General features: G+C 73.8%; 14 protein-coding genes and 1 tRNA gene. 6 read left to right on the top strand and 9 right to left on the bottom strand.

Features of this window, described 5'->3' with window-relative positions; genetic code table 11:
* Positions 1-16: 16 nt before the first annotated feature.
* The 3 genes from mfd to ABZ621_RS23750 all read right to left on the bottom strand — a co-directional run bounded on the left by mfd (position 17) and on the right by ABZ621_RS23750 (position 7141).
* Positions 17-3544 carry a transcription-repair coupling factor gene (mfd, locus tag ABZ621_RS23760; protein WP_360607686.1) on the bottom strand — a complete coding sequence of 1176 codons (3528 nt, stop codon included), beginning with the start codon at positions 3542-3544 and terminating at the stop codon, positions 17-19.
* Between the two features lie 208 nt (positions 3545-3752).
* Positions 3753-6326 (bottom strand): FtsX-like permease family protein, encoded by a 2574-nt coding sequence (locus ABZ621_RS23755; RefSeq protein WP_360607684.1) that lies wholly within the window; start codon positions 6324-6326, stop codon positions 3753-3755.
* Positions 6323-7141 carry an ABC transporter ATP-binding protein gene (locus ABZ621_RS23750; RefSeq protein ID WP_360607682.1) on the bottom strand — a complete coding sequence of 273 codons (819 nt, stop codon included), beginning with the start codon at positions 7139-7141 and terminating at the stop codon, positions 6323-6325. Before ABZ621_RS23750 ends, ABZ621_RS23755 begins: the two co-directional genes overlap by 4 nt.
* A gap of 193 nt (positions 7142-7334) precedes the next feature.
* On the opposite strand from ABZ621_RS23750, the gene ABZ621_RS23745 reads away from it, so the two are divergent.
* Together ABZ621_RS23745 and ABZ621_RS23740 are read left to right on the top strand one after the other, a co-directional pair.
* Entirely contained in the window at positions 7335-8858 is a 1524-nt protein-coding gene (locus ABZ621_RS23745) for an MFS transporter (RefSeq protein ID WP_360607680.1), read from the top strand.
* Between the two features lie 28 nt (positions 8859-8886).
* On the top strand, positions 8887-9447 hold the full coding sequence (locus ABZ621_RS23740; RefSeq protein ID WP_360607678.1) for a nitroreductase family protein: 561 nt from the start codon (positions 8887-8889) through the stop codon (positions 9445-9447).
* A gap of 3 nt (positions 9448-9450) precedes the next feature.
* Here the strand turns inward: ABZ621_RS23740 and ABZ621_RS23735 are convergent, their stop codons facing one another.
* From ABZ621_RS23735 to ABZ621_RS23715, 5 genes are all read right to left on the bottom strand, one after another.
* Positions 9451-11724 (bottom strand): VCBS repeat-containing protein, encoded by a 2274-nt coding sequence (locus tag ABZ621_RS23735; protein WP_360607676.1) that lies wholly within the window; start codon positions 11722-11724, stop codon positions 9451-9453.
* A gap of 37 nt (positions 11725-11761) precedes the next feature.
* Entirely contained in the window at positions 11762-12139 is a 378-nt protein-coding gene (locus tag ABZ621_RS23730; protein WP_360607674.1) for a VOC family protein, read from the bottom strand.
* A gap of 9 nt (positions 12140-12148) precedes the next feature.
* Positions 12149-13129: a cellulose-binding protein gene (locus ABZ621_RS23725; protein ID WP_360607672.1), complete on the bottom strand. Its 981-nt coding sequence runs from the start codon at positions 13127-13129 to the stop codon at positions 12149-12151.
* A gap of 134 nt (positions 13130-13263) precedes the next feature.
* On the bottom strand, positions 13264-15825 hold the full coding sequence (locus ABZ621_RS23720; RefSeq protein WP_360607670.1) for an SUKH-4 family immunity protein: 2562 nt from the start codon (positions 15823-15825) through the stop codon (positions 13264-13266).
* 7 nt (positions 15826-15832) lie between these two features.
* On the bottom strand, positions 15833-16831 hold the full coding sequence (locus ABZ621_RS23715) for an SMI1/KNR4 family protein (protein WP_360607829.1): 999 nt from the start codon (positions 16829-16831) through the stop codon (positions 15833-15835).
* Positions 16832-17158: 327 nt separating this feature from the next.
* On the opposite strand from ABZ621_RS23715, the gene ABZ621_RS23710 reads away from it, so the two are divergent.
* Positions 17159-17662 (top strand): YwqJ-related putative deaminase, encoded by a 504-nt coding sequence (locus tag ABZ621_RS23710; protein ID WP_360607668.1) that lies wholly within the window; start codon positions 17159-17161, stop codon positions 17660-17662.
* Between the two features lie 7 nt (positions 17663-17669).
* Positions 17670-18152: an SUKH-3 domain-containing protein gene (locus ABZ621_RS23705; protein ID WP_360607666.1), complete on the top strand. Its 483-nt coding sequence runs from the start codon at positions 17670-17672 to the stop codon at positions 18150-18152.
* 3 nt (positions 18153-18155) lie between these two features.
* Here ABZ621_RS23705 and ABZ621_RS23700 read toward each other — a convergent pair whose 3' ends face one another.
* A complete protein-coding gene (locus tag ABZ621_RS23700) occupies positions 18156-19454 on the bottom strand; it encodes a histidine kinase (protein WP_360607664.1) in 1299 nt (432 codons plus the stop codon).
* A 128-nt stretch (positions 19455-19582) separates the two neighbouring features.
* Here ABZ621_RS23700 and ABZ621_RS23695 point away from each other — a divergent pair, with 128 nt between their 5' ends.
* On the top strand, positions 19583-20455 hold the full coding sequence (locus ABZ621_RS23695) for a hypothetical protein (RefSeq protein WP_360607662.1): 873 nt from the start codon (positions 19583-19585) through the stop codon (positions 20453-20455).
* Positions 20456-20466: 11 nt separating this feature from the next.
* Positions 20467-20537: transfer RNA gene (locus tag ABZ621_RS23690), tRNA-Gln, on the top strand.
* The last annotated feature ends 76 nt before the right edge of the window (positions 20538-20613 follow it).

The raw sequence follows: 20613 nt of genomic DNA, 5'->3' as shown, positions 1-20613 counted from the left end.
CGCCGCCGGACGGGCCCTAGTCCAGGATCGTCGTCAGGAACTCTCCGGTCCAGGCGAGGAGTTCGCGGCCGACGAGGGGCTTGCCGCCGATGGGGCGGGTGGCGGGGCGCGGGACCAGGATCTGGTGGACGGCCGGCTTGATGACGGACTTGGGGTGCAGCCGCTTCAGACGGAGCTCCTGGGACTCGCGGAGTTCCACCGGGGCGAAGCGGATGTTGGGGCCCTGGAGGACGATCTCGCCGACCCCGCAGGCGCGGGCCAGCATGCGCAGGCCGGCGACGAGGAGGAGGTTCTCGACCGGCTCGGGCAGCTTGCCGTAGCGGTCGGTGAGCTCCTCCCGCACGGCCTTGACGTCCTCCTCCGAGTTCGCGGAGGCGATGGCGCGGTAGGCCTGGAGCCGCAGGCGCTCGCCGGGCGCGTAGTCGTGGGGGACGTGGGCGTCGACCGGCAGCTCGATCTTGACCTCCAGCGGGGCCTCCTCCTCCGCACCGCCCTCCAGGGAAGCGCGGTAGTCCGCGACGGCCTCGCCGACCATGCGGACGTACAGGTCGAAGCCGACGCCCGCGATGTGGCCGGACTGCTCTCCGCCGAGGAGGTTGCCCGCGCCGCGGATCTCCAGGTCCTTCATCGCCACGTACATGCCGGCGCCCATCTCGGTGTGCTGCGCGATGGTCGCCAGCCGCTCGTGGGCGGTCTCCGTGAGGGGCTTCTCCGGCGGGTAGAGGAAGTAGGCGTAGCCGCGCTCGCGGCCCCGGCCGACGCGGCCGCGCAGCTGGTGGAGCTGGGAGAGGCCGAAGTTGTCGCCGCGCTCCACGATGAGGGTGTTGGCGTTGGAGATGTCGATGCCGGACTCGACGATCGTCGTCGAGACGAGCACGTCGAACTTCTTCTCCCAGAAGTCGACGACGACCTGTTCCAGGGCCGACTCCGTCATCTGGCCGTGGGCCGTCGCGATGCGCGCCTCGGGGACGATCTCGCGGAGCCGGGCCGCCGCGCGGTCGATGGAGTCCACACGGTTGTGGATGTAGAAGACCTGGCCCTCGCGGAGCAGTTCGCGGCGGATCGCCGCGCCGATCTGCTTCTCCTCGTACGGGCCGACGAAGGTGAGGACCGGGTGCCGCTCCTCCGGCGGGGTGGTGATCGTCGACATCTCGCGGATGCCGGTGACCGCCATCTCCAGCGTACGGGGGATGGGGGTGGCCGACATGGTGAGGACGTCGACGTTGGCGCGGAGCTTCTTCAGCTGCTCCTTGTGCTCGACGCCGAAGCGCTGCTCCTCGTCGACGATGACCAGGCCGAGGTCCTTGAACTTCGTCTCCGACGAGAACAGCCGGTGGGTGCCGATGACGACGTCGACGGAACCTTCCTTCAGCCCCTCCAGCGTCGCCTTCGACTCGGTGTCCGTCTGGAAGCGGGACAGCGCGCGGACGTTCACCGGGAACTGTCCGTACCGCTCGGAGAAGGTGCCGAAGTGCTGCTGCACCAGGAGGGTCGTCGGCACCAGGACGGCGACCTGCTTGCCGTCCTGGACCGCCTTGAAGGCGGCCCGCACCGCGATCTCCGTCTTGCCGTAGCCGACGTCGCCGCAGATCAGCCGGTCCATCGGGACCGTCTTCTCCATGTCCTCCTTCACCTCGGCGATCGTCGACAGCTGGTCGGGCGTCTCCGCGTACGGGAAGGCGTCCTCCAGCTCCCGCTGCCACGGGGTGTCGGGGCCGAAGGCGTGCCCGGGGGCCGCCATCCGGGCGCTGTACAGCTTGATCAGGTCGGCGGCGATCTCCTTGACCGCCTTCTTCGCCCGCTGCTTCGTCTTCGTCCAGTCCGCGCCGCCCAGCCGGTGCAGCGTGGGCGCCTCGCCGCCGACGTACTTGGTGACCTGCTCCAGCTGGTCCGTCGGGATGTACAGGCGGTCGCCGGGCTGGCCGCGCTTGGCGGGGGCGTACTCGACGAGGAGGTACTCGCGGGTCGCGCCCTGCACGGTCCGCTGCACCATCTCCAGGTAGCGGCCGACGCCGTGCTGCTCGTGCACGATGTAGTCGCCGACCTCCAGGGTCAGCGGGTCGATGGTCTTGCGGCGCTTGGCCGGCATCCGCTGGCCGTCCTTGCCGGCCGCCTTCTGCCCGGACAGGTCGGTCTCGGTGAGGACGGCGAGCTTCAGCGCCGGATCGACGAAGCCGAAGTCGATCGAGCCGCAGGCCACGTGGACGACGGCCGGGTCGACCCGGGTCAGGTCGGCCGTCAGACGGGCCGCGATGCCCTCGCCGCCGAGCACCTCGACGGTGCGGGACGCCGGGCCGTGGGCCTCCGTCACGTACACCGTCCGCCAGCCGTCGGCCAGCCAGCCCTTGGTGTCGGCGAGCGCGCGGGCCGTGTCGCCGCGGTACGTCTCCGGGGCGCGCATGCCGAGCGCGAGGGTGTCGCCGTCGGTCTCGGCGTCGGCCGCGAACGGCGACACCGACCACCACATCATGCCGAGCTCCCGCGCCCGGTCGCGGACGTCCGCGATCCCCCACAGGGAGGCCGCGCCGACGTCGATCGGCGCCTCGCCGCCGCCGGCCGTCGCCGCCCACGAGGCCTGCAGGAACTCCTGGCTGGTGGCGACCAGGTCGGCGGCGCGGGTCCGCACCCGCTCGGGGTCGCAGACGACGGCCATCGCCCCGGCCGGGAGGACGTCGAGCAGCAGCTCCATGTCGTCGACGAGGACCGGCGCGAGGGACTCCATGCCCTCGACGGCGATGCCCTCGGCGATCTTGTTCAGCATCTCGCCGAGCTCCGGGTGCTCCTCGGCGAGCGCCGCGGCCCTCCCCCGCACCTCGTCCGTCAGCAGCAGCTCGCGGCAGGGCGGCGCCCACAGGCCGTGCGCGGCGACTTCGAGCGAACGCTGGTCGGCGACCTTGAAGTAACGGATCTCCTCGACGTCGTCGCCCCAGAACTCGATCCGGAGCGGGTGCTCCTCGGTCGGCGGGAAGACGTCCAGGATGCCGCCGCGGACGGCGAACTCGCCGCGCTTCTCGACCAGCTCGACCCGGGAGTAAGCGGCGGCGGCCAGCCCCTCGACGATGTGGTTCAGGTCCGCCGTCGCCCCCGACCTGAGCGCCACCGGCTCCAGGTCCCCCAGCCCCTTCACCTGCGGCTGGAGCACGGACCGGATCGGCGCGACGACCACGGACACCGGGCCCGCGGCCGGGTCGTCCGGGCTCGGGTGGGCGAGCCGGCGGAGGACGGCGAGACGGCGGCCGACGGTGTCCGAACGGGGCGAGAGCCGCTCGTGCGGCAGCGTCTCCCAGGACGGGTACTCGACGACGGTGTCCGGGTCGAGGAGCGAACGCAGCGCCGCCGCCAGGTCCTCGGCCTCGCGGCCGGTCGCCGTCACCGCGAGCACCGGACGCCCCGAGTCCCTGGCCAGCGCGGCCACGGCGAAGGGCCGGGCCGCCGCGGGCCCGACCAGGTCCACGTGCGGACGCTTTCCGTCGGACGCGGCCGTCACCGCCTCCGCGAGGGCCGCGTCCTTGACGACGAGGTCGAGCAGACCGTGCAGGCTCATGGAGCTTCCATCCCGGTACGTACGAGGGTGAACGGACAAGCGGCAACGCGAACCACCCGACACGTGAACGGGCCGGGGCCTCCACCCTACGACGCGCCGCCCCGTTCCGTTGCGGGCGCTGGTCCCACCGGGCGGCCACGACGGAACGGGACGACGGCGGGGGCCTCACCCGATGGGGTGAGGCCCGGGGGCGCCGGCGCGGTCGGCGCTACTCGCTCGCGATCGCGTTCAGGACGTTCATGCGGCCCGCGCGGAACGCCGGGACCAGCGCCGCGAAGAGCCCCACGAAGGCCGAGCCCACGAAGACCGTGAGGATCGTCGGCCAGGGGATCTCCAGGACCCCGAAGCCCTCCAGGGCGAGGAGCTGCTGCGCGGCCGTGCCCCAGCCCATGCCCAGGCCGAGGCCGAGCAGCGCGCCGAAGAGGGCGATGACGACCGACTCCAGACGGATCATGCGGCGCAGCTGCCGGCGGGAGAGGCCGATGGCCCGCATGAGGCCGATCTCGCGGGTGCGCTCGACCACCGACAGGGCCAGCGTGTTCACCACGCCGAGGATCGCGACGACGATCGCGAGCGCGAGGAGGCCGTAGACGATGTTCAGGAGCTGCCCGACCTGGTCCTGGAGGTCCTCCTTGTAGTCGGCCTGGTCGGAGACCGTGTACTGGGGGTACGGGGCCAGCGCCTCCTTCAGCGCGGCGTACGCCGTCTCCTCCTGGCCGTCCTTCGCGCTCGCGAGCAGCAGCCCGCTGGCCGGCAGCCGCTCGGCCGGCAGGTGCGCACGGACGGTGGTGACGTTCGTGTACAGCGCGCCGTTGTCGACGTTCCCGGTGTCCGCCGTGATCGCCGCGACCTTCAGCTTCGCCGTCGAGCCGTGCGCGAAGGCGACGGTGAGGGTGTCGCCGACCTTCACGCCGTGCGCGGTGGCGTAGTCGCTGCCGACGGACATCGCGCCGGGGGCGTACGCGGCCGTCAGGTCGCCGGCGGCCACCTCGCGCCTGAGGTCGCCGACGTACGACGGTTCGGTCGCCGCCAGCCACTCCTTGGAGACGGTCCCGGCCGGGTCGGTGATCCGCACGTCCACCGGCCGGTACTCGGTGACGTGGTCGAGGCCCGCCGTCCGCTCCACCGCGGCCTGCGCCTGCGGCACGATCGGCGCGCCCATCCGGTTCTGCACGATGTAGTCCGCGCCGACGGACCGGTCGAGCTCGTCGGTGGCCGAGGCGACCATGGAGGAGCCGACGACGGACAGGCAGGCGACGAGCGCGAGGCCGATCATCAGGGCCGCGCCGGTCGCGCCGGTGCGGCGCGGGTTGCGGAGCGCGTTCCGCTCGGCCATCCGGCCGACGGGCCCGAAGACCCGCAGGACGACGGCGCCGAGGACGCGGACGACGCCGCCCGCGAGGACCGGGCCGATGACGACGAAGCCGAGCAGCGACAGCACGACGCCGGCGCCGAGCCAGAGCGACCCCGTACCGGCCTTCTCGGCCTCGGTCGCGGCCCACAGCGCGCCGCCGCCCGCGAGGGTGAGGAGCAGGCCGGCGGCGCCGCGGACCCGTCCCGCGCGGCCGTCGGCGGGGGTGCCGGCGTCGCGGAGGGCGGCCATCGGGGAGACCTTGCCGGCCCGGCGGGCGGGGACGTACGCGGCGAGGACGGTGACGAGGACGCCGAGGGCGAGACCGACGACGGGGGTGGTCCAGGCGACGGTGAGGTCGCGGGTGGACAGCTCCATGCCCATGGTCGACATGAGCTCCATCAGCCCGACGGCGAGTCCGACGCCGGCGGCGACGCCGGCGACCGAGCCGATCAGTCCGAGGAGGACGGCCTCGACGAGGACGGAACGGTTGATCTGCTTCCGGCCGGCGCCGATGGCCCGCAGCAGGCCGATCTCGCGGGTGCGCTGGGCGACCAGCATGGAGAAGGTGTTGACGATGAGGAAGATGCCGACGAGGAAGGCGATCCCGGCGAAGCCGAGCATCGCGTACTTCATGACGTCGAGGAAGCCGGCCAGGTCCTCGCTGCCCTCGTCGGCGACCTCGGCGGCCGTCTGCACCTTGTAGCCGTCGCCGAGCGCGGCGGCGACGTCCGCCTTCAGCGCGGTGTGGGCGACGCCCGGCTCGGCCTCCACCATGACCTGGGTGAACACGCCCTCCTTGCCGAGGAGCTGCCGCTGCGCGGTGGCGGTGTCGAAGTAGACGAGGGTGGCGCCCGGGTTGGTGACCTTGAACTCGACGATGCCGGAGATCGTGGCGGTGAAGTCGCCGTCGGCGGTGATCGTGCGCAGCGGGGCGCCGAGCTCCAGGCCGTGCTTGTCCGCGGTGCCGCGGTCGACGACGACGTCGGTGGGCCCGCGCGGCTCGTGGCCCTCGACGAGCTCGACCGTGCGGAGCTCGTACGGGCTCCAGTCGGCGGCGATCGTCGGGGCGCCGCTGGTCGGGCCGACGTTCTTGTTCGCCCGGTCGACGACGGTGACGCCCATGGAGCTGACGGAGCCCCTGGCCTCGGCGACGCCCTTCGCGCCGCGCACCTCGGCGACGACGGAGGCCGGGAGGGACTCGGGGCGGCCGGTGTCCGGGGTCTCGTCCGAGGCGTCGGCCGAGACCGGGGAGACGGTGACGTCGGAGGCGGTGACGGCGAAGAGCTTGTCGAAGGTCGTGTTCATGGTGTCGGTGAAGACGAGGGTCCCGGACACGAACGCGACGGAGAGGAGCACGGCGACGGCGGAGAGCGCCATCCGGCCCTTGTGCGCGAGGAGGTTGCGCAGCGAGGTTCTGAGGACGGTCATGACGTCCGCCCGCGCGCGTCGAAGTCGGGGGTCTGGGGGTTTCCCCCGGAAAAGAGGAGCATCCGGTCGAGGACGGCTTCGGCGGTGGGCCGCTCCATCTCGTCGACGATCCGCCCGTCCGCGAGGTACAGCACCCGGTCCGCGTAGGAGGCGGCGGCCGGGTCGTGGGTGACCATGACGATCGTCTGCCCCAGCTCGTCCACGGAGCGGCGCAGGAAGCCGAGGACCTCGGCGCCGGCCCGCGAGTCGAGGTTGCCGGTCGGCTCGTCGCCGAAGATGATCTCCGGCCGGGCGGCGAGCGCCCGGGCGACGGCGACGCGCTGCTGCTGGCCGCCGGAGAGCTCGGACGGCCGGTGCTTGAGGCGCCCGGCGAGGCCGACGGTCTCGACGACCCGGTCCAGCCACTCCTTGTCGGGCCTGCGCCCGGCGATGTCCATGGGCAGCGTGATGTTCTCAAGCGCGCTCAGCGTCGGCAGCAGGTTGAACGCCTGGAAGATGAAGCCGATCCGGTCCCGGCGCAGCCGGGTGAGCTTCTTGTCCTTGAGGCCGGTGATCTCGGTCTCGTCGAGGAAGATCTGTCCGCCGGTGACGGTGTCGAGCCCGGCGAGGCAGTGCATCAGGGTCGACTTGCCGGACCCCGAGGGGCCCATGATCGCGGTGAACCGGCCGCGGACGATGTCCACGTCGACGTGGTCGAGGGCGACGACCCGGGTCTCCCCCGCCCCGTACGCCTTGACGACCTGCCGCGCCCGCGCGGCGACGGCCGTCTTCCCTCCGGTACCCCCGTGCCTGGGAATGGTCACAGCCGAAGTCACGGTCTTCTCCTCAACGGAAGCGGGTGGGTGTTGTAAGACCAAGCTAAGAACCGCACCCGTCCCTTCTCGTCCTCCGCCGGGACGACCGTCCCCTGGCTCGCATGGGGGAGCTTCCCTTAGGGGTTCCTCAGCCCGTGGTCGGAGTGAGACCCTGTCCGCGCACATTTAGGTGTACGAAGAAAGGAAGAGGCGCGTGGCGACGGACGGCAGAACGGCCCCGAGGCGGACCCGCCCGGAGAAGCCGCCCGCGCACCCGCGCCGCGGCCCCGTCGTCGCCGCCCTGATGCTCTGCATGGGGCTCGCCGCGCTCGACGGCACCATCGTCGCCACCGCCGTCCCGCAGATCGTCGGCGACCTCGGCGGCCTCTCCGTCTTCTCCTGGCTCTTCTCCGGCTACCTCCTCGCCGTCACCGTCACCCTCCCCGTGTACGGCAGGCTCAGTGACACCTACGGCCGCAAGCCGGTCCTCGTCGCCGGCGCCGTCCTCTTCCTGCTCGGCTCCCTGCTCTGCGCCGCCGCCTGGAACATGGCCGCGCTCATCGCCTTCCGCGTCGTCCAGGGCCTCGGCGGCGGCGCGCTCCAGGGCACCGTCCAGACCATCGCCGCCGACCTGTACCCGCTCAAGGAACGCCCCAGGATCCAGGCGAGACTCTCCTCGGTCTGGGCCACCTCCGCCGTCGCGGGCCCGGCGGCCGGCGGGCTCCTCGCCGGTTACGCCGACTGGCGCTGGATCTTCCTCGTCAACCTGCCGCTCGGCGCCGCCGCCCTCTGGCTGATCGTCCGCCACCTGAAGGAGCCCGCCAGGCCCCCGCGCACCGGCCCGGTCCGCGTCGACTGGGCCGGCGCGCTCGGCGTCTTCGCGACCGGCGCGCTGCTGCTGACCGCGCTCGTCCAGGGCGGCGTGGCCTGGCCGTGGCTCTCGCCCCCGTCCCTGGCCCTCCTCGGCGGCGCGGCCCTCCTCGCCGCCGTGACCGTGGCCGTCGAACGCCGGGCGGCGGAGCCGATGCTGCCCGGCTGGGTGTGGCGCCGCCGCACCATCGCCGCCGTCAACGTGGCCCTGGGCGCCCTCGGCCTCCTCATGGTCGCCCCGACCGTCTTCCTCCCGACCTACGCCCAGTCGGTCCTCGGCCTGGGCCCGATCGCCGCCGGCTTCGTCCTCTCCGCCTGGACCCTGAGCTGGCCGATCTCCGCGGCCTTCTCCAACCGCGTCTACACCCGCGTCGGCTTCCGCCTGACCGCCGTCCTCGGCATCTCCGGCGCCCTCGCCTGCCTGCTCGCCTTCCCCTTCCTCCCCTACCCCGGCGAGGCCTGGCAGCCGGCCCTGCTGATGCTGGCGCTCGGCGGCTGCCTGGGCCTCTTCCAGCTCCCCCTCATGGTCGGCGTCCAGTCGACCGTCCCCTACGAGGAACGCGGCACCACCACCGCCTCCGTCCTCTTCTGCCGCCAGGTCGGCCAGAGCGTCGGCGCCGCCGCCTTCGGCGCGGTCGCGAACGCGGTCCTCGCCGCCCGCCTCGGCGGCGACACCGACCTCGACGCCCTCGCCGGCTCCCTCGACACCACCGACGCGATCCGCCGCGCGGTCGACGCCGCCGTCGACTGGGTCTACTTCGGCGCCGCGGCCGCCGCCGCCCTCGCCCTCCTCGCCCTCCTCACCCTGGCCCCCCGCCGCTTCCCGGTCCTGAAGGAGGTGTCGGGGGACGGGGACCGGCCGGAATAGCCCCGCGCGGCGCCGGGTTGGCCCGGACATGCACCCCGCTCCGGAACCGCGCGCCGGTCTCCACCCGCTGCTCGCGGCCCGGTTCAGCCCCGCCCGCTTCGACCCGTCCGGTACGGTCGACGACCCCACGCTGAACCTGCTCCTGGAGGCGGCCCGCTGGGCCCCCTCCGCGGGCAACTCCCAGCCGTGGGGCTTCTTCACGGCGCGCCCCGGCGAGCCGGAGCACGCGCGCGTGGTGCCGCACCTCGCCCCCAGCGCGGCCCGGTGGGCGGTGGACGCCGGCCTCCTCGTCGTCGCCCTGACCCGCCGGCACGTCGACGGTTCGGGGCTCCGGTACTCCGAGTTCGCCGACTACGACCTCGGGCAGGCCGTCGCCCACATGACCGTCCAGGCACAGGCGATGGGCCTGTGCGCCCACCAGTTCCGCGCCTTCGACCTGGAGGGGATCACCAAGGAGCTGGACCCCGCCCCGGGCTGGGCCGTCGTGTCGATGGTCGCCCTGGGCAGGGCCGCCGGCGCCCCGCCCGGGGGCCGGGAGCGGCGCGCCCTCGCGGAGCTGCTCGCCGCCCCCTGGGCCCCGGCGGAGTAGGACTCAGAAGAGGGAGTCGTACGCCGAGTCCTGCGTCAGGCCCGCTCGGGCGCCCCGCCTGAAGGGGGCGGACCAGTCCCCGGTGCCGGCGTAGAAGGTCTCGTCGCCGTTCCACGCGACGAGGTCGGCGCGGCCGTCGCCGTTGGCGTCGCCGACGGCGGTGAGCCCCTTGAACGCGCCCCAGCCGCCGCCGACCTGCTTGCGGGCGGCGAAGGTGCCGTCGCCCTTGCCGAGGTACAGCCACAGCACGCCGGAGCGGTCCCGGGCGAGGAGGTCGCCCGCGGCGGCGCCGCCGAGGTTCCCGGCGGCGGTGATCTCGTTGTAGACCTGCCAGCCGCCGCCGATCCGCTTCCGGGCGGAGAACGGCGCCTTGGCGTTGCCGGTGCCCGGGTGGAGCCAGAGGACGCCGGTCTTGTCGAGGGCGAGGACGTCGGGCCGCCGGTCGCCGGTGACGTCGCCGCCGCCGGTGATCCGGTCGTACGTCTGCCAGCCGCCGCCGATCTGGGTCCGGGGCGCGAGCGGCGCGTTCCGGTTGCCGGTGCCCTGGTACAGCCAGAGCATGCCGGAGCGGTCGCGGGCGATGCTGTCGGGGGCGGAGCTCCCCGCCGCGTTCCCGACGGACACCAGCCGGTCGTACGTCTGCCAGCCGCCGCCCACCCGCGAACCACCGGTCCCGGTGAGCGAACCGCCGGTGGCGGCGGGCCGGGTGCCGTAGCGCCACAGCACGCCCTGCGGGTCCCGGGTGAGGAGGTCGGCGGTGCCGTCGTCGTCGTAGTCGTGCGCGGCGGCGGGCCGGGTCACCGAGAACCGTCCGGTGGCGACGAGGTCGGGGCCGATGCCGTCGTCCGGACGGGCGGTGAGCTTCCACTCGTACGTGCCGTTGCGCGCGGGCGCGCCCCAGTCCTTCGCCTCCAGGTCCTTGCCGTCCCAGCGCCAGGTGACGCGGCGCGGCTCGCCGGCGGCGCCTTCCGCGGGCCAGGCCTGCGAGACGCTCTTCCCGCTGGGCACATGGGTCAGGGTCATCGTCACCCGGGCGTCCCCCCGGGAAAGGTCCCAGCCGAAGTCGACGCCGCGCGCCGCCTGTTCGCCGGTGATCTCGTTCGGGGTCGCGTGGCCGGTGAGGGCGACGACGGTCGACTGTCCGGTGGACGCGACGAGTTCGACCGTCGGCCGGCCGCCGTCGGCACGCGGCGCGATCCGGTACAGCCCCTCGCCCTGCTCGGGCGTGCCGCCGCGGACGAGCAGCGTGCCGTCGGGTCCGACGACGGCGGAGGAGAACGCGGTGAGGGCGACGAAGGTCTCTGCCGGGTTCCCGATCGACTGGAGGGTGAAGGGCAGCCGCGTCGTGGCCTCCCCGCCTTCGGCGGACCCGGCCCCGTCGATGTGGGCCTCCTGGCCGGACGCCAGCCAGCCGCCGACGAGGTACACGGGGTCGCTCACGTCGTACTCCGACGGGAACCAGAGCTGGCGGGTCGAGCCGCCGCGCGGATGAACGGCGATCCCGTGACCGCCCGGCACCCTCGCCTCCCGCCAGGCCACGTGGGTGGCGGAGACCGCGCCGTCCCAGGCCCACGCGTCCGGGCCGACGGGGTACCAGCGGGTCTCGCCGGTGGCGAGGTCGGCGAAGATCTTGGCGGGGAACCCCTCGTCGCCCACCCGGCAGTCGTAGAGCGCGGCGCCGGTGTCGGTCCAGGCACCGTCGCCGTTCTCGCAGTCGACCTGGACGCCGCCCTCGACCTTGCGGAACTCGGGCGTGCCGCCCGCGAGGACGGCGGCGTCGAGGGGGGTGGCGTACTGGACCGTGTTGCCGCCCTCGTACCGCTCGACGAGGAGGGTGCGGTCCGCCAGGCCCGCGTAGGTGTAGCCGCCGAGCGCGTCGAGGTCGATCACGACCGGCGCCGCGTCCGGCTTCGCCATGTCGTGGACCTTCAGCAGCGAGCTCACGCTCATCAGCTTCCGGTCGCCGGTGACGACGAGGTCCGAGCCGCCCCCCGCCGCGTCGGCGCCCGGCAGCACCGTCGACGTCCCGTCCGCGTACCGCGTCCAGCGGAACTCCGGCGTCTCACCGCGGGTCTTCGACAGGAAGCCGCTGGGGCCCGCGCCGACGACGTCCGCGTCGCGCGGGAACGTGACGGCGGACGCCTGCTGGTCCTGCGCGGCGACCGGCGCGGCGGCCGCCGGGAGCGTGGTGAGCGTGCCGCCGGTGGCGGCGAGGACGACGGTGACGGCGACGGCCGCGAGACGGCGGCCGCGCGTGTGTACGTGCTTCACGTGCATGTTTCCCTCCCCTGGGAGGGCAGACGCTACCGGACGGTCACATCCCGCGCCGCGTCCGGGGCGAGACGCAGAAGGGGTGTCCTGCCGGGTCCAGGAGCACGCGCCAGAGGTCGGGACGGGGCTGGGCGGCGGGGAGCGTGGCGCCGAGGGCGGTCAGGGCGGCGACCGCCTCGTCGAGGTCGTCGACGTCGAAGTCGAGGTGGAGCTGGGCCGGGACGTCGCCGTCCGGCCAGACCGGCGGACGGTGGTCCGCGACCCGCTGGAAGCCCAGGACCAGGCCGCTCCCGTCCACGAGGCCGGCGAAGTCGGCGTCGGAGCGTTCGTGCAGGGGCAGCCCCGTGGCCTTCGCGTAGAAGTCGGCGAGGGCCAGGGGGTCGGCGCAGTCGAGGTTCACCGCCGTCAGGTTCATCCGCATGCGCGGAGACTACGGGCGGGGTTCCCCACCCGGCTCGGGGTTTTCGGCCGGGGCCTCGGCCGGAGCGTCCGCCGGGGCGTCCTCTGAGGCCGCGGTGGCCTCCGGGGCCTCCTTCGCCTTGTCGGGTTCCGCCGCCGTCGGGCGGCCCGTCAGCGCGGCGAGGGAGTTGCGGATGTGCTCCATGTGGGAGTGGATCTCGTCGCGGGACTCGTCGTGCTCGCGCAGCAGCCGCTCCGTCGCGCGCTCGGTCCGTTCGGCCTTCAGCCGGGCGTCCGCCAGGATCTCCGCGGCCTTCGCGTCGGCGTCCTCCTGGCCGTGCCGGGCCTCCTCCTCGGTGCGGGCGAGGGCCCGGCGGGCCTCCGCCATGCGGGCCTCGGCCCGCGCGACCTGCTCGACGTGGCGGGCGTCGAGCGCGGCGGCCGCCGCCTCCGCCTCGCGGTCGGCGTCGGCGCGGGCGGTGCGGTGCTCCTCGGCCTGGTGGGCCAGGAGTTCGGCCGCGCCGTGCGCGGTCTCCCCGTACGCCTCCTCCGCCGCCACCCTGGCCCCCTCCGCGTCGCGGCCGGCGATGACGGCCAGCTCCTCGGCGCGTTCGCGGGCGGTCTCCAGGGTGGCGCGGGCCTTGGCCTCGGCCGCGGCCCGTACCCCTTCCGCGTACGCCCCGGCCGCCTCCCCGGCCTCCCGGGCCGCCGCGTCCGCCGCCTCCGCGACGGCCTGCGCCTCGGCCTCGGCGGCGCGCACGAGCCGCTCGTCCTCCTGCTCGGCGAGCTTCAGGATCTGTCCTGCGGCCTCGCCCAGGGACTCGTACCGCTGCGGCTTCAGCGCCGCGACGGCCTCCCGCAGCGCGGCCAGCTCCGTCTCCATCTCCTTGGCGAGGACGGTCAGCCGCGCGGCCCGCTCCCATGACTCGTCGCGCTCCCGGGAGAGCGCGTCGACGTGCCGGTCGACCTGCTCCGGGCGGTACCCCCGGCCCCGTCCGACGGAGAAACTCATCCTGACGCCCCTTCCCTATGGCCTCACCCACCAGGATGCGCCATAAGAACGGACAAAAGACGCCCGACGTGATCACACATCGAGCGCCCTTCGTCACATTCCGCTCTCACGGACCGTCAGGAGACGGGTCAGGGTCAGAGCAGTCCGTCCCACATCTGCTCCAGCAGCACCGACCACCAGTTCTCCGGCGACGACAGCGCCGCCGGGTCCAGCATCGCCAGCTGCGCCTGGAAGTCGACCGTCCAGCGGCCCGCCTGCTCCGGAGTCAGCCCGAACCGCAGCCGCCACATCCGGCCGAGCAGCGCCATCGACCGCGTGAACTCCGGCAGCCCGGTGTTCACGAACTGCGCCGGCACCGACGCCCCGCCCGGACCCGCCTCCACCGGCACCGCCACGATGTGCGCGGTCCCGTACTGGACACAGATCGCCCGGCCGAAGTCCGAACCCAGCACCAGGTACGAACTCGCGTCCGGCGCCGCCGGCACCTGCCGCTGCTGCGCCAGCTCCGCCAGCGTGGGCACCACCGGCACCGCCGGCTGCGCCCAGAAGAACGGCCCGAAGTCCGCCGGAAGCCCCGCCCACATGAGCGTGACCGCCACCAGCTCCGGCACGCCCTGACGGGACACCGCGCGCTGGTCGAACCGGAGGATCCCCGGCCCGAACGCACCCGCCAGCTCCTGCGCCACGGCCTCCGGCGGCACCGGCGGCGCCGGCTGCACCTGCGGCAGCGGAGCCCGCACCGGAGCGGGCCGCGCCGGACCGTCCGCCACCTGGTGCAACTCACCCTGGTGGGTGAGGAGCTGGCGCATGCCCTGCTGACGGCCCGCGTGATCCCGGCCGTACGGGGCGATGCTGGTGATCCGCGCCTGCGGCCACGTCTCCCGGATCATCCGCGCGCAGTAGCCGCCCGGCAGCTCACAGGACGCCAGCTCCGTGTGGAGTTCGAGCACCTGCTGCGGCGGCACGCCGAGCCCGCGCAGCTCGTGCAGGATCTGCCACTCCGGATGCGGGGTGCCCGGCGCCGAACGCCGGATGATCTGCTGCTCCGAACCGTCCGGCGCCCGGTACCGCAGCACCGCCTGGTACCCGGGACCGACCGTCGGCACACCGGCCGGCGGCTGCTGCGGATACCCGTAGGCCGGAGCCGGACCGGGAGCCGGAGCGGGGGCGGGAGCCGGGACCGGGCCCGGTGCCTGCGGCGCCGCCGGGGCGGGGCCCGGCGGAGGCAGCGGCGCGCCCGGACCCGCCGGACCCGGCTGGGCCAGCATCGTCGGCGCGTGCTCGATGCCGTGCGCCGGCGTGCCCGCACCACCGGAGGCACCCGGAGTGCCGGGAGCACCCGGCGGCGGGGGCGGCGGCGGCACGTTGCCGCCGCCGGCCGGACCGGCCTGACCGGGATGCGCCAGCATCGTCGCCGCGTGGTGCACCGGCTGCGGCGGCGTCACCGGCCCCGGCGGCGCGGGCGGCGGAGGCGTACCCGGAGCCCCGGGAGCCCCCGGACCCACCGGAACACCCGGCGCCGGCGTCTGCGGCACCAGCTGCGTCGGAATGTACGCGGGCGCGGGCCCGCCGGACGTCGCACCGGGCACCCCCGGCGGAGGCGGCGGCGCGACCGGCGCCGACGCCTGCTTCTTCGGCGGCAGCGTCGCCTTGCTCGTCGCCGCGTCCGCGATGTCCCCCGCGCCCGGCACGACCGGCGGGGCGGCGGGCGGCGGCGGAGTGGCACCCGGCGCCACCGGCGGCGGCGTCGCCCCCGGCGGCGGAGCCGCGGCCGGGTCCAGACGCGGCGCCACGGCCGTCTTCGGGAGCGCGCTCCCGCCGTGCATCAGCGCCGTCGGCGCGTCCGCGCCCACCACGGGCGCCGGGGTGTCCTCGTCGTCGGCACCCGTCAGGGGCGGCGCGAACACCGTCGCCGGCAGCGGTACGCCCTCCACACCGCCGGAGCTCGCGTTGGCGTCCGCCCACGGGCTCGCCGGCGCCGCCGCCGGAACCCCGTCCATCGCCGTCGGCTCGTACGCGTCCCCGTCCGACGACGCGGACGAGGAGGAAGAAGAGGACGGAGAAGAGGACGAAGAGGAAGCGGACGAGGCGGACGAGGCGGACGCGTCGAACGACGGAAGCGGGATCGCCGCCGACGACGTCTCCGACCCGTCCGAGACGTCCGCCCCGGCCGACGACACCGACACCGACCCCGAAGCCGCGCCGGACCCCGCCGCCGCGAACCCCTCCGGGCCCGACGCCGCGACCACGTCGCCACCCGTGTCCGGCTCGCCCTCCGGCTCGCCCCGCTCCTCCTGCGACGCGTTCGGCCGCTGCGGCAGACCGATCTTGTCCGCCGCGTCCTGCAGCCACTCCGGCGGACTCAGCAGGAACGACGTCTGGTTCAGGTCGATGCGCGCGGGCTGCGCGGCCGGAACCGGCGCCGCCTGCTCCTCCGCGGACCCGTACTCCTCCTCGTACCGCCGGATCACCTCACCCACCGGCAGCCCCGGCCACAGCGTCGCCTCGCCCGAATCCCGCGCGATCACCAGCCGCTGCCGGCCCGTGTCCGACGTCGGACCGCCCTCGCGGCCCTCCGCCCACACCACGAAACCCAGACCGAACTCCCGCACCCGCACCTCCTGGTGCTGGTACGGCGGCAGATCGCCGTTGATCCACTCCTCGGCGCGCTCCTGCGCCTGCGCGAACGTCACCACAGCCGGCTCACCCTCCCACCGGGACCACGGGAACGGCGCGCGCGAAGCCGCCGTCCACCATCAGATTCGCGACCGTCTCCAACTCCGGCGGATTGCCGGCGAGCCGCAGCAGGAACGCGTCGAAATCCTCACCACACGGAAGCAGCAGACGCTCCACCCGCTCGTTCACCGACCACCCCGCGGCCTCCTCACCGGAATCCCGCACGTCGTCGTAGGCACAGAACCACACGGAACCCACGCCCGCGCCCCGCACCTTCACCGCGACCAGACCGCCCTGCACGAAGGCCACCCCCAGGTAGTCCTTCGTCAGGTGGTCCCGCAGACACTTGTTGACGTAGACGAGGTCGTTGACCCCCGCCTCCTCGCGCACCGTGAAGAACGGCTGGTCCACCAGGAGACCCAGCTCCGCGTCGAGCGCCGCACCCACCGGTGCACAGCCGCCCGCCACCTTCAGGAACGAGCGGTACGCCCCCGGCAGCCGGTAGCCGAGATCCTCCTCGACCCCCTGCAACTGCTGCTCCGACACCGACATCCCGGACTTCGGCAGCCCGAAGTGCACCGGACGCGTCTCCTGCAACGGCCGCGTCCCCCGCTTCGCGTGGTCCACCGCCGCCGTCGCCACACCACCGTGGTGCCGCAGCAGCGCCTTCACCTCGACCGGCACCAGTTCGAGACGGCGCGAACCCGCCACGTGGTGCCACGTCCAGCCGTGCGGCGTCGCCACCGCCGGAATCGTGTCCCACAGCTCGTGCCCGGTCGCCGCCATCGCCGCGTTCGCCGACACGTAGTCCGTCAGCCGCAACTCGTCGACACCGAAACCCTCCGGAGGCTCCGCGATCTCCGCCGCCGCACGCGCGTACGGCGAGAAGTCCGGGAAACCCCGCTCGTCCACCCGCACCCCGCGCGGATGCCGCGAGGCGCGCACCGGATCCGGGAAGCGCACGACCTGCCCGGCATAGGCCGCGTTCGGTGGCGCGGTGTACTGCCCGAGCCGACCTGTCGTCATGGCGGTTGCCCCCTGCATGGCGTCACTGGCTGCTACTGCTTACAACTGCTCGCTACTGGCCGCTCGTACCCCCGGACACCACTGCTCCCGGCAGGCCCGAGCGATCCCGCACAGCCTATGCGCTGCCACAAGAGCACGAACCGGCCCGCATCCCCACCCGCCCGCCCCGCACACTCACCGTCACGAACCGTCACGATGCCATGACAGGCCGACCACGGGTCCGACACACCGGCGCGGCGAAACCCCCACCCAGCTTCCCCATATGGCTCCCTATTTGGCAGGCTGTCACCGCAACTCGGGGGATTGCAGGAGGGGAAGACAAGCACGATGTACGCCAGCACGACACCCACGCAGGGTGACCCACGCCTCAACTGGAGCAGCGACACCGACCACGGCCGCGCCCCCTTACTGCTCCACCGCCGCGACGGCATCCTGCCCGCCGTCGGGGCCGCGCTCTCCGTCCGCGGCGAGACCCTCACCTGCACCGCCGGCCGCGGCGAGACGCCGCCCGTCCTGCACGCCCTCGTCCAGGACTTCCTCGACACCCTCACCAGCGGCCAGCGCGAACGCTTCACCGGACGCTGCCCCGAGGCCATCCTGCTCTCCCGGCACCTCACCGCCACCGAGAACGGCCGCTCCAAGCGCGCCCAGCGCAAGCCGCTCACCGCCGGCGAGGCCCGCCGCAGCCTCAAACACGCCAAGATCACCGCACGGCGCATCCGCGAGGACGGCGACCCCCTGCACGGCAGCTACGCCGCGCCCTGCCGCTCCTGCGCCGCCCTCCTCGACCACTTCGGCGTCCGCACCGTCACCCCCACCGAGAACGGCTGACCGCCCCATGGCCGACACCACCCGCTTCCCCGTCAACGTGGACGCCGCCCTCCGCGACGCCGGCTGGCAGCCCGGACGCTGGGACATCAAACTCGCCGAGGAATGGGCCGACACCCTCCGCGCCCACGTCTCCCCCGCCGGCCACCGGCACAGCGTCTTCCCCGCCGTCGTCGAGGCCTGGGCCGAATTCGGCGGCCTGCGCCTCACCGCCCCCGGCCACGGCCGCCAGATAGCGCCCGCCACCCTCCGCTTCGACCCCCTGGCCGGCCTCCACCTCGCCCGCACCCTCGCCGACCTCGGCCGCGCGCTCGGCACCGAACTCGCCCCCCTCGGCGAGGAGGGCGACCACCAGGCCGTCCTCGCCATGGACGCCGAAGGCCGCGTCTACAGCCTCGACCACGCCGGCGACTGGTACCTCGGCCGCGACATCGACACCGCCCTCGCCACCCTCGTCACCGGCACCCAGCCCACCCGCCTCACCGCCGGCTAGCCACTAGGACGTCGCCAGGGGGATCACCGCGGACACCTTGAAACCACCCGCGTCCGTCGGCCCCGACACGAACGCGCCGCCCAACCGCACCACCCGCTCCTTCATCCCCACCAGACCGTTCCCGCCGCTCGGCAGCCCCGCGTCCGCCGCCCCCGCGTCCGACGGACCGTTCTCCACCTGCGCCGCCACCTCCGCCTCCCGATGCGCGAGCCGCACCACGACCGCCGCGCCCGGGGCGTGCTTGTGCACGTTCGTCAACGCCTCCTGGACCACCCGGTACGCCGTCCGCTCCACCTCCGGCGGATACGCCCCCGGCTCCCCCAGCACCACCAGCTCCACCGCCGCCCCCGCGAGCCGCGACTCCTGGCACAGCTCCTCCAGGGCGCCGAGGCCCGGCCCCGCCGCGGCCTCCGCGGCCGCCGCCGCCGCCCGCCCCACCGCCGCCAGCGGCACCGCGGCCGGAGCCACGGCCGGCGCCTCCTCCCGCAGCACCCCCAGCATCTCCCGCAGCTCCGTCAACGCCTGGCGCCCCATGTCACCCACCAGCGCCGCGTTCCGCACCGCCTTCTCCGGATCCTTCAGCGCCACCGCCTGCAACGCCGCCGCGTGCACCACCATCAGCGACACCCGGTGCGCCACCACGTCGTGCATCTCCCGCGCGATCCGCCGCCGCTCCTCCTGCCGCGCCCACTGCGCCCGCTGCTCCGCCCGGTCCGCGAGCAGCGACAACTCCTGCTCCAACGAGTCCGCCCGCTCCCGCAGGCTCTCCATCAGCCGCCGCCGCGCCCCTATGTAGAGCCCGAACAGCACCGGCGGCGCGTTCAGCCCCAGCGTCATGAACAGCGCCATCACCGGCACGTACCAGGCGCTCGGATCGAAGTCGTCCGCCTGCGCGGCGATGTCCCGCCGCATCTCCACGGCCGTCACGACGAACACGGCGACCGTCGCCATCCCCGCCAGCACCGCCGTGTACCGCCGGGGCACCTCGGAAGCGGCGAGCGTGTACAGCCCGACGATCCCCAGCAGGAAACCCATCTCGGCCGGCGCCACCGCGATCGACACCAGCACCACGGTGATCGGCCACCGCCGCCGCACCAGCAGCACGGACCCCACGAGGAACCCGAACAGCGCCCCCAGCGCCTCCGGCACCCCCGCCTTCCCCGCGAACGACACCCCCTCGACGGCACACTCCACCGCCGACACCAGCGCCAGTCCGACATCGAGCACGGCACTCCGCCGCCGCCCCCACCACCACACGGCCCGCGCGCCCGGCGCGTCCCGATCTGCCCCCGTTGCGGTCATGCCCCCACCCTACGGGCGCGCCCCGACCGAATCCGAAGGACGTCAACACCCCGCACACCAGTCCCTCGAACTATTGAATCGCTGCAGTTTTCGACCCGCCTGTCCGCATTCCGGACGACGCTCCTCGCATGACCGCAGAAATGAACAGATACGCGGACTTCGAGGGCCTCCGCACCCAGGCGGTGGCGCTCCGCCGCGAGGGCCTCAGTCGGCGCCAGATCCGCGACCGCCTGCACGTACACAACAACGACATCCTCAACCGCCTGCTCGAAGGCGAGCCCCCACCGGAGTGGACCAAGCGCCCCAACGCCAAGGACGACCTCCGCGCCCGCGCCCGCGAGCTCCGCACGCAGGGCTGGACCTATGACCGGATCCAGGTCGAACTGGGCTGCTCGAAGAGCTCGATCAGCCTGTGGGTGCGGGACCTGCCGAAACCGGAGCGGAACCGGACGCGCGAGGAGGCCTCGGAGATCGCCCGGCGGGGATGGGAGCCCACGATGCGCCGGCGCGAGGAGCAGCGGCAGGCGACCAAGGACGGTGCGGCCGAGGAGGTCGGCGCCCTGTCGGACCGGGAGCTCTTCCTTCTGGGCGTGGGGCTCTACTGGGCCGAAGGCACCAAGGACAAGCCGCACGCGCGGCGCGAGCGCGTCACCTTCGTGAACAGCGACCCCGGGATGGTGCGGGTCTTCGCGGCCTGGCTGGATCTGCTGGACATCCCCGCCGAGCGGCGCACGTACAGCCTCATGATCCACGAGACCGCGGACGTGGCCGAGGCCGAGCGCTACTGGGCGGAGCTCGTCGGCGTCGATCCCGCCCGCTTCGGCAAGACGACCCTCAAGCGCCACAACCCGAGGACCGTGCGCAAGAACACCGGGGCGGAATACCGGGGATGCCTCGTCGTCCGAGTTCTCGGCAGCGCGGACTTGTACCGTCGCATCGAAGGGGCCTGGTGCGGCATAGTAGGGGCCGTCCGGGATTCCCCGACGGGAAATCGGACATAAAGGGCAAACTATCCCGGATCGTCTAACGGTAGGACAAATGGTTTTGGTCCATTGAATGAGGGTTCGATTCCTTCTCCGGGAGCCCACGCATCAGGGCCCTGACCTCCCAGGTCAGGGCCCTTGCTCGTGGCCGCCCCGCAACGCCCCGGTATCCTTCG

It is taken from the genome of Streptomyces sp. NPDC007863, assembly GCF_040633895.1.
In the GTDB taxonomy this organism is placed as follows: domain Bacteria; phylum Actinomycetota; class Actinomycetes; order Streptomycetales; family Streptomycetaceae; genus Streptomyces.
This window is presented reverse-complemented; position numbering and strand designations above follow the sequence as displayed.

Bases quoted from the DNA above. Each gene is read 5' to 3' on its own strand.
- ABZ621_RS23705 (WP_360607666.1), top strand. From the start codon at position 17,670: ATGGCCGACACCACCCGCTTCCCCGTCAACGTGGACGCCGCCCTCCGC.
- ABZ621_RS23700 (WP_360607664.1), bottom strand. From the start codon at position 19,454: ATGACCGCAACGGGGGCAGATCGGGACGCGCCGGGCGCGCGGGCCGTG.
- ABZ621_RS23740 (WP_360607678.1), top strand. From the start codon at position 8,887: ATGCACCCCGCTCCGGAACCGCGCGCCGGTCTCCACCCGCTGCTCGCG.
- ABZ621_RS23735 (WP_360607676.1), bottom strand. From the start codon at position 11,724: ATGCACGTGAAGCACGTACACACGCGCGGCCGCCGTCTCGCGGCCGTC.
- ABZ621_RS23715 (WP_360607829.1), bottom strand. From the start codon at position 16,831: ATGACGACAGGTCGGCTCGGGCAGTACACCGCGCCACCGAACGCGGCC.
- ABZ621_RS23725 (WP_360607672.1), bottom strand. From the start codon at position 13,129: ATGAGTTTCTCCGTCGGACGGGGCCGGGGGTACCGCCCGGAGCAGGTC.
- ABZ621_RS23755 (WP_360607684.1), bottom strand. From the start codon at position 6,326: ATGACCGTCCTCAGAACCTCGCTGCGCAACCTCCTCGCGCACAAGGGC.
- mfd (WP_360607686.1), bottom strand. From the start codon at position 3,544: ATGAGCCTGCACGGTCTGCTCGACCTCGTCGTCAAGGACGCGGCCCTC.
- ABZ621_RS23730 (WP_360607674.1), bottom strand. From the start codon at position 12,139: ATGCGGATGAACCTGACGGCGGTGAACCTCGACTGCGCCGACCCCCTG.
- ABZ621_RS23695 (WP_360607662.1), top strand. From the start codon at position 19,583: ATGACCGCAGAAATGAACAGATACGCGGACTTCGAGGGCCTCCGCACC.
- ABZ621_RS23710 (WP_360607668.1), top strand. From the start codon at position 17,159: ATGTACGCCAGCACGACACCCACGCAGGGTGACCCACGCCTCAACTGG.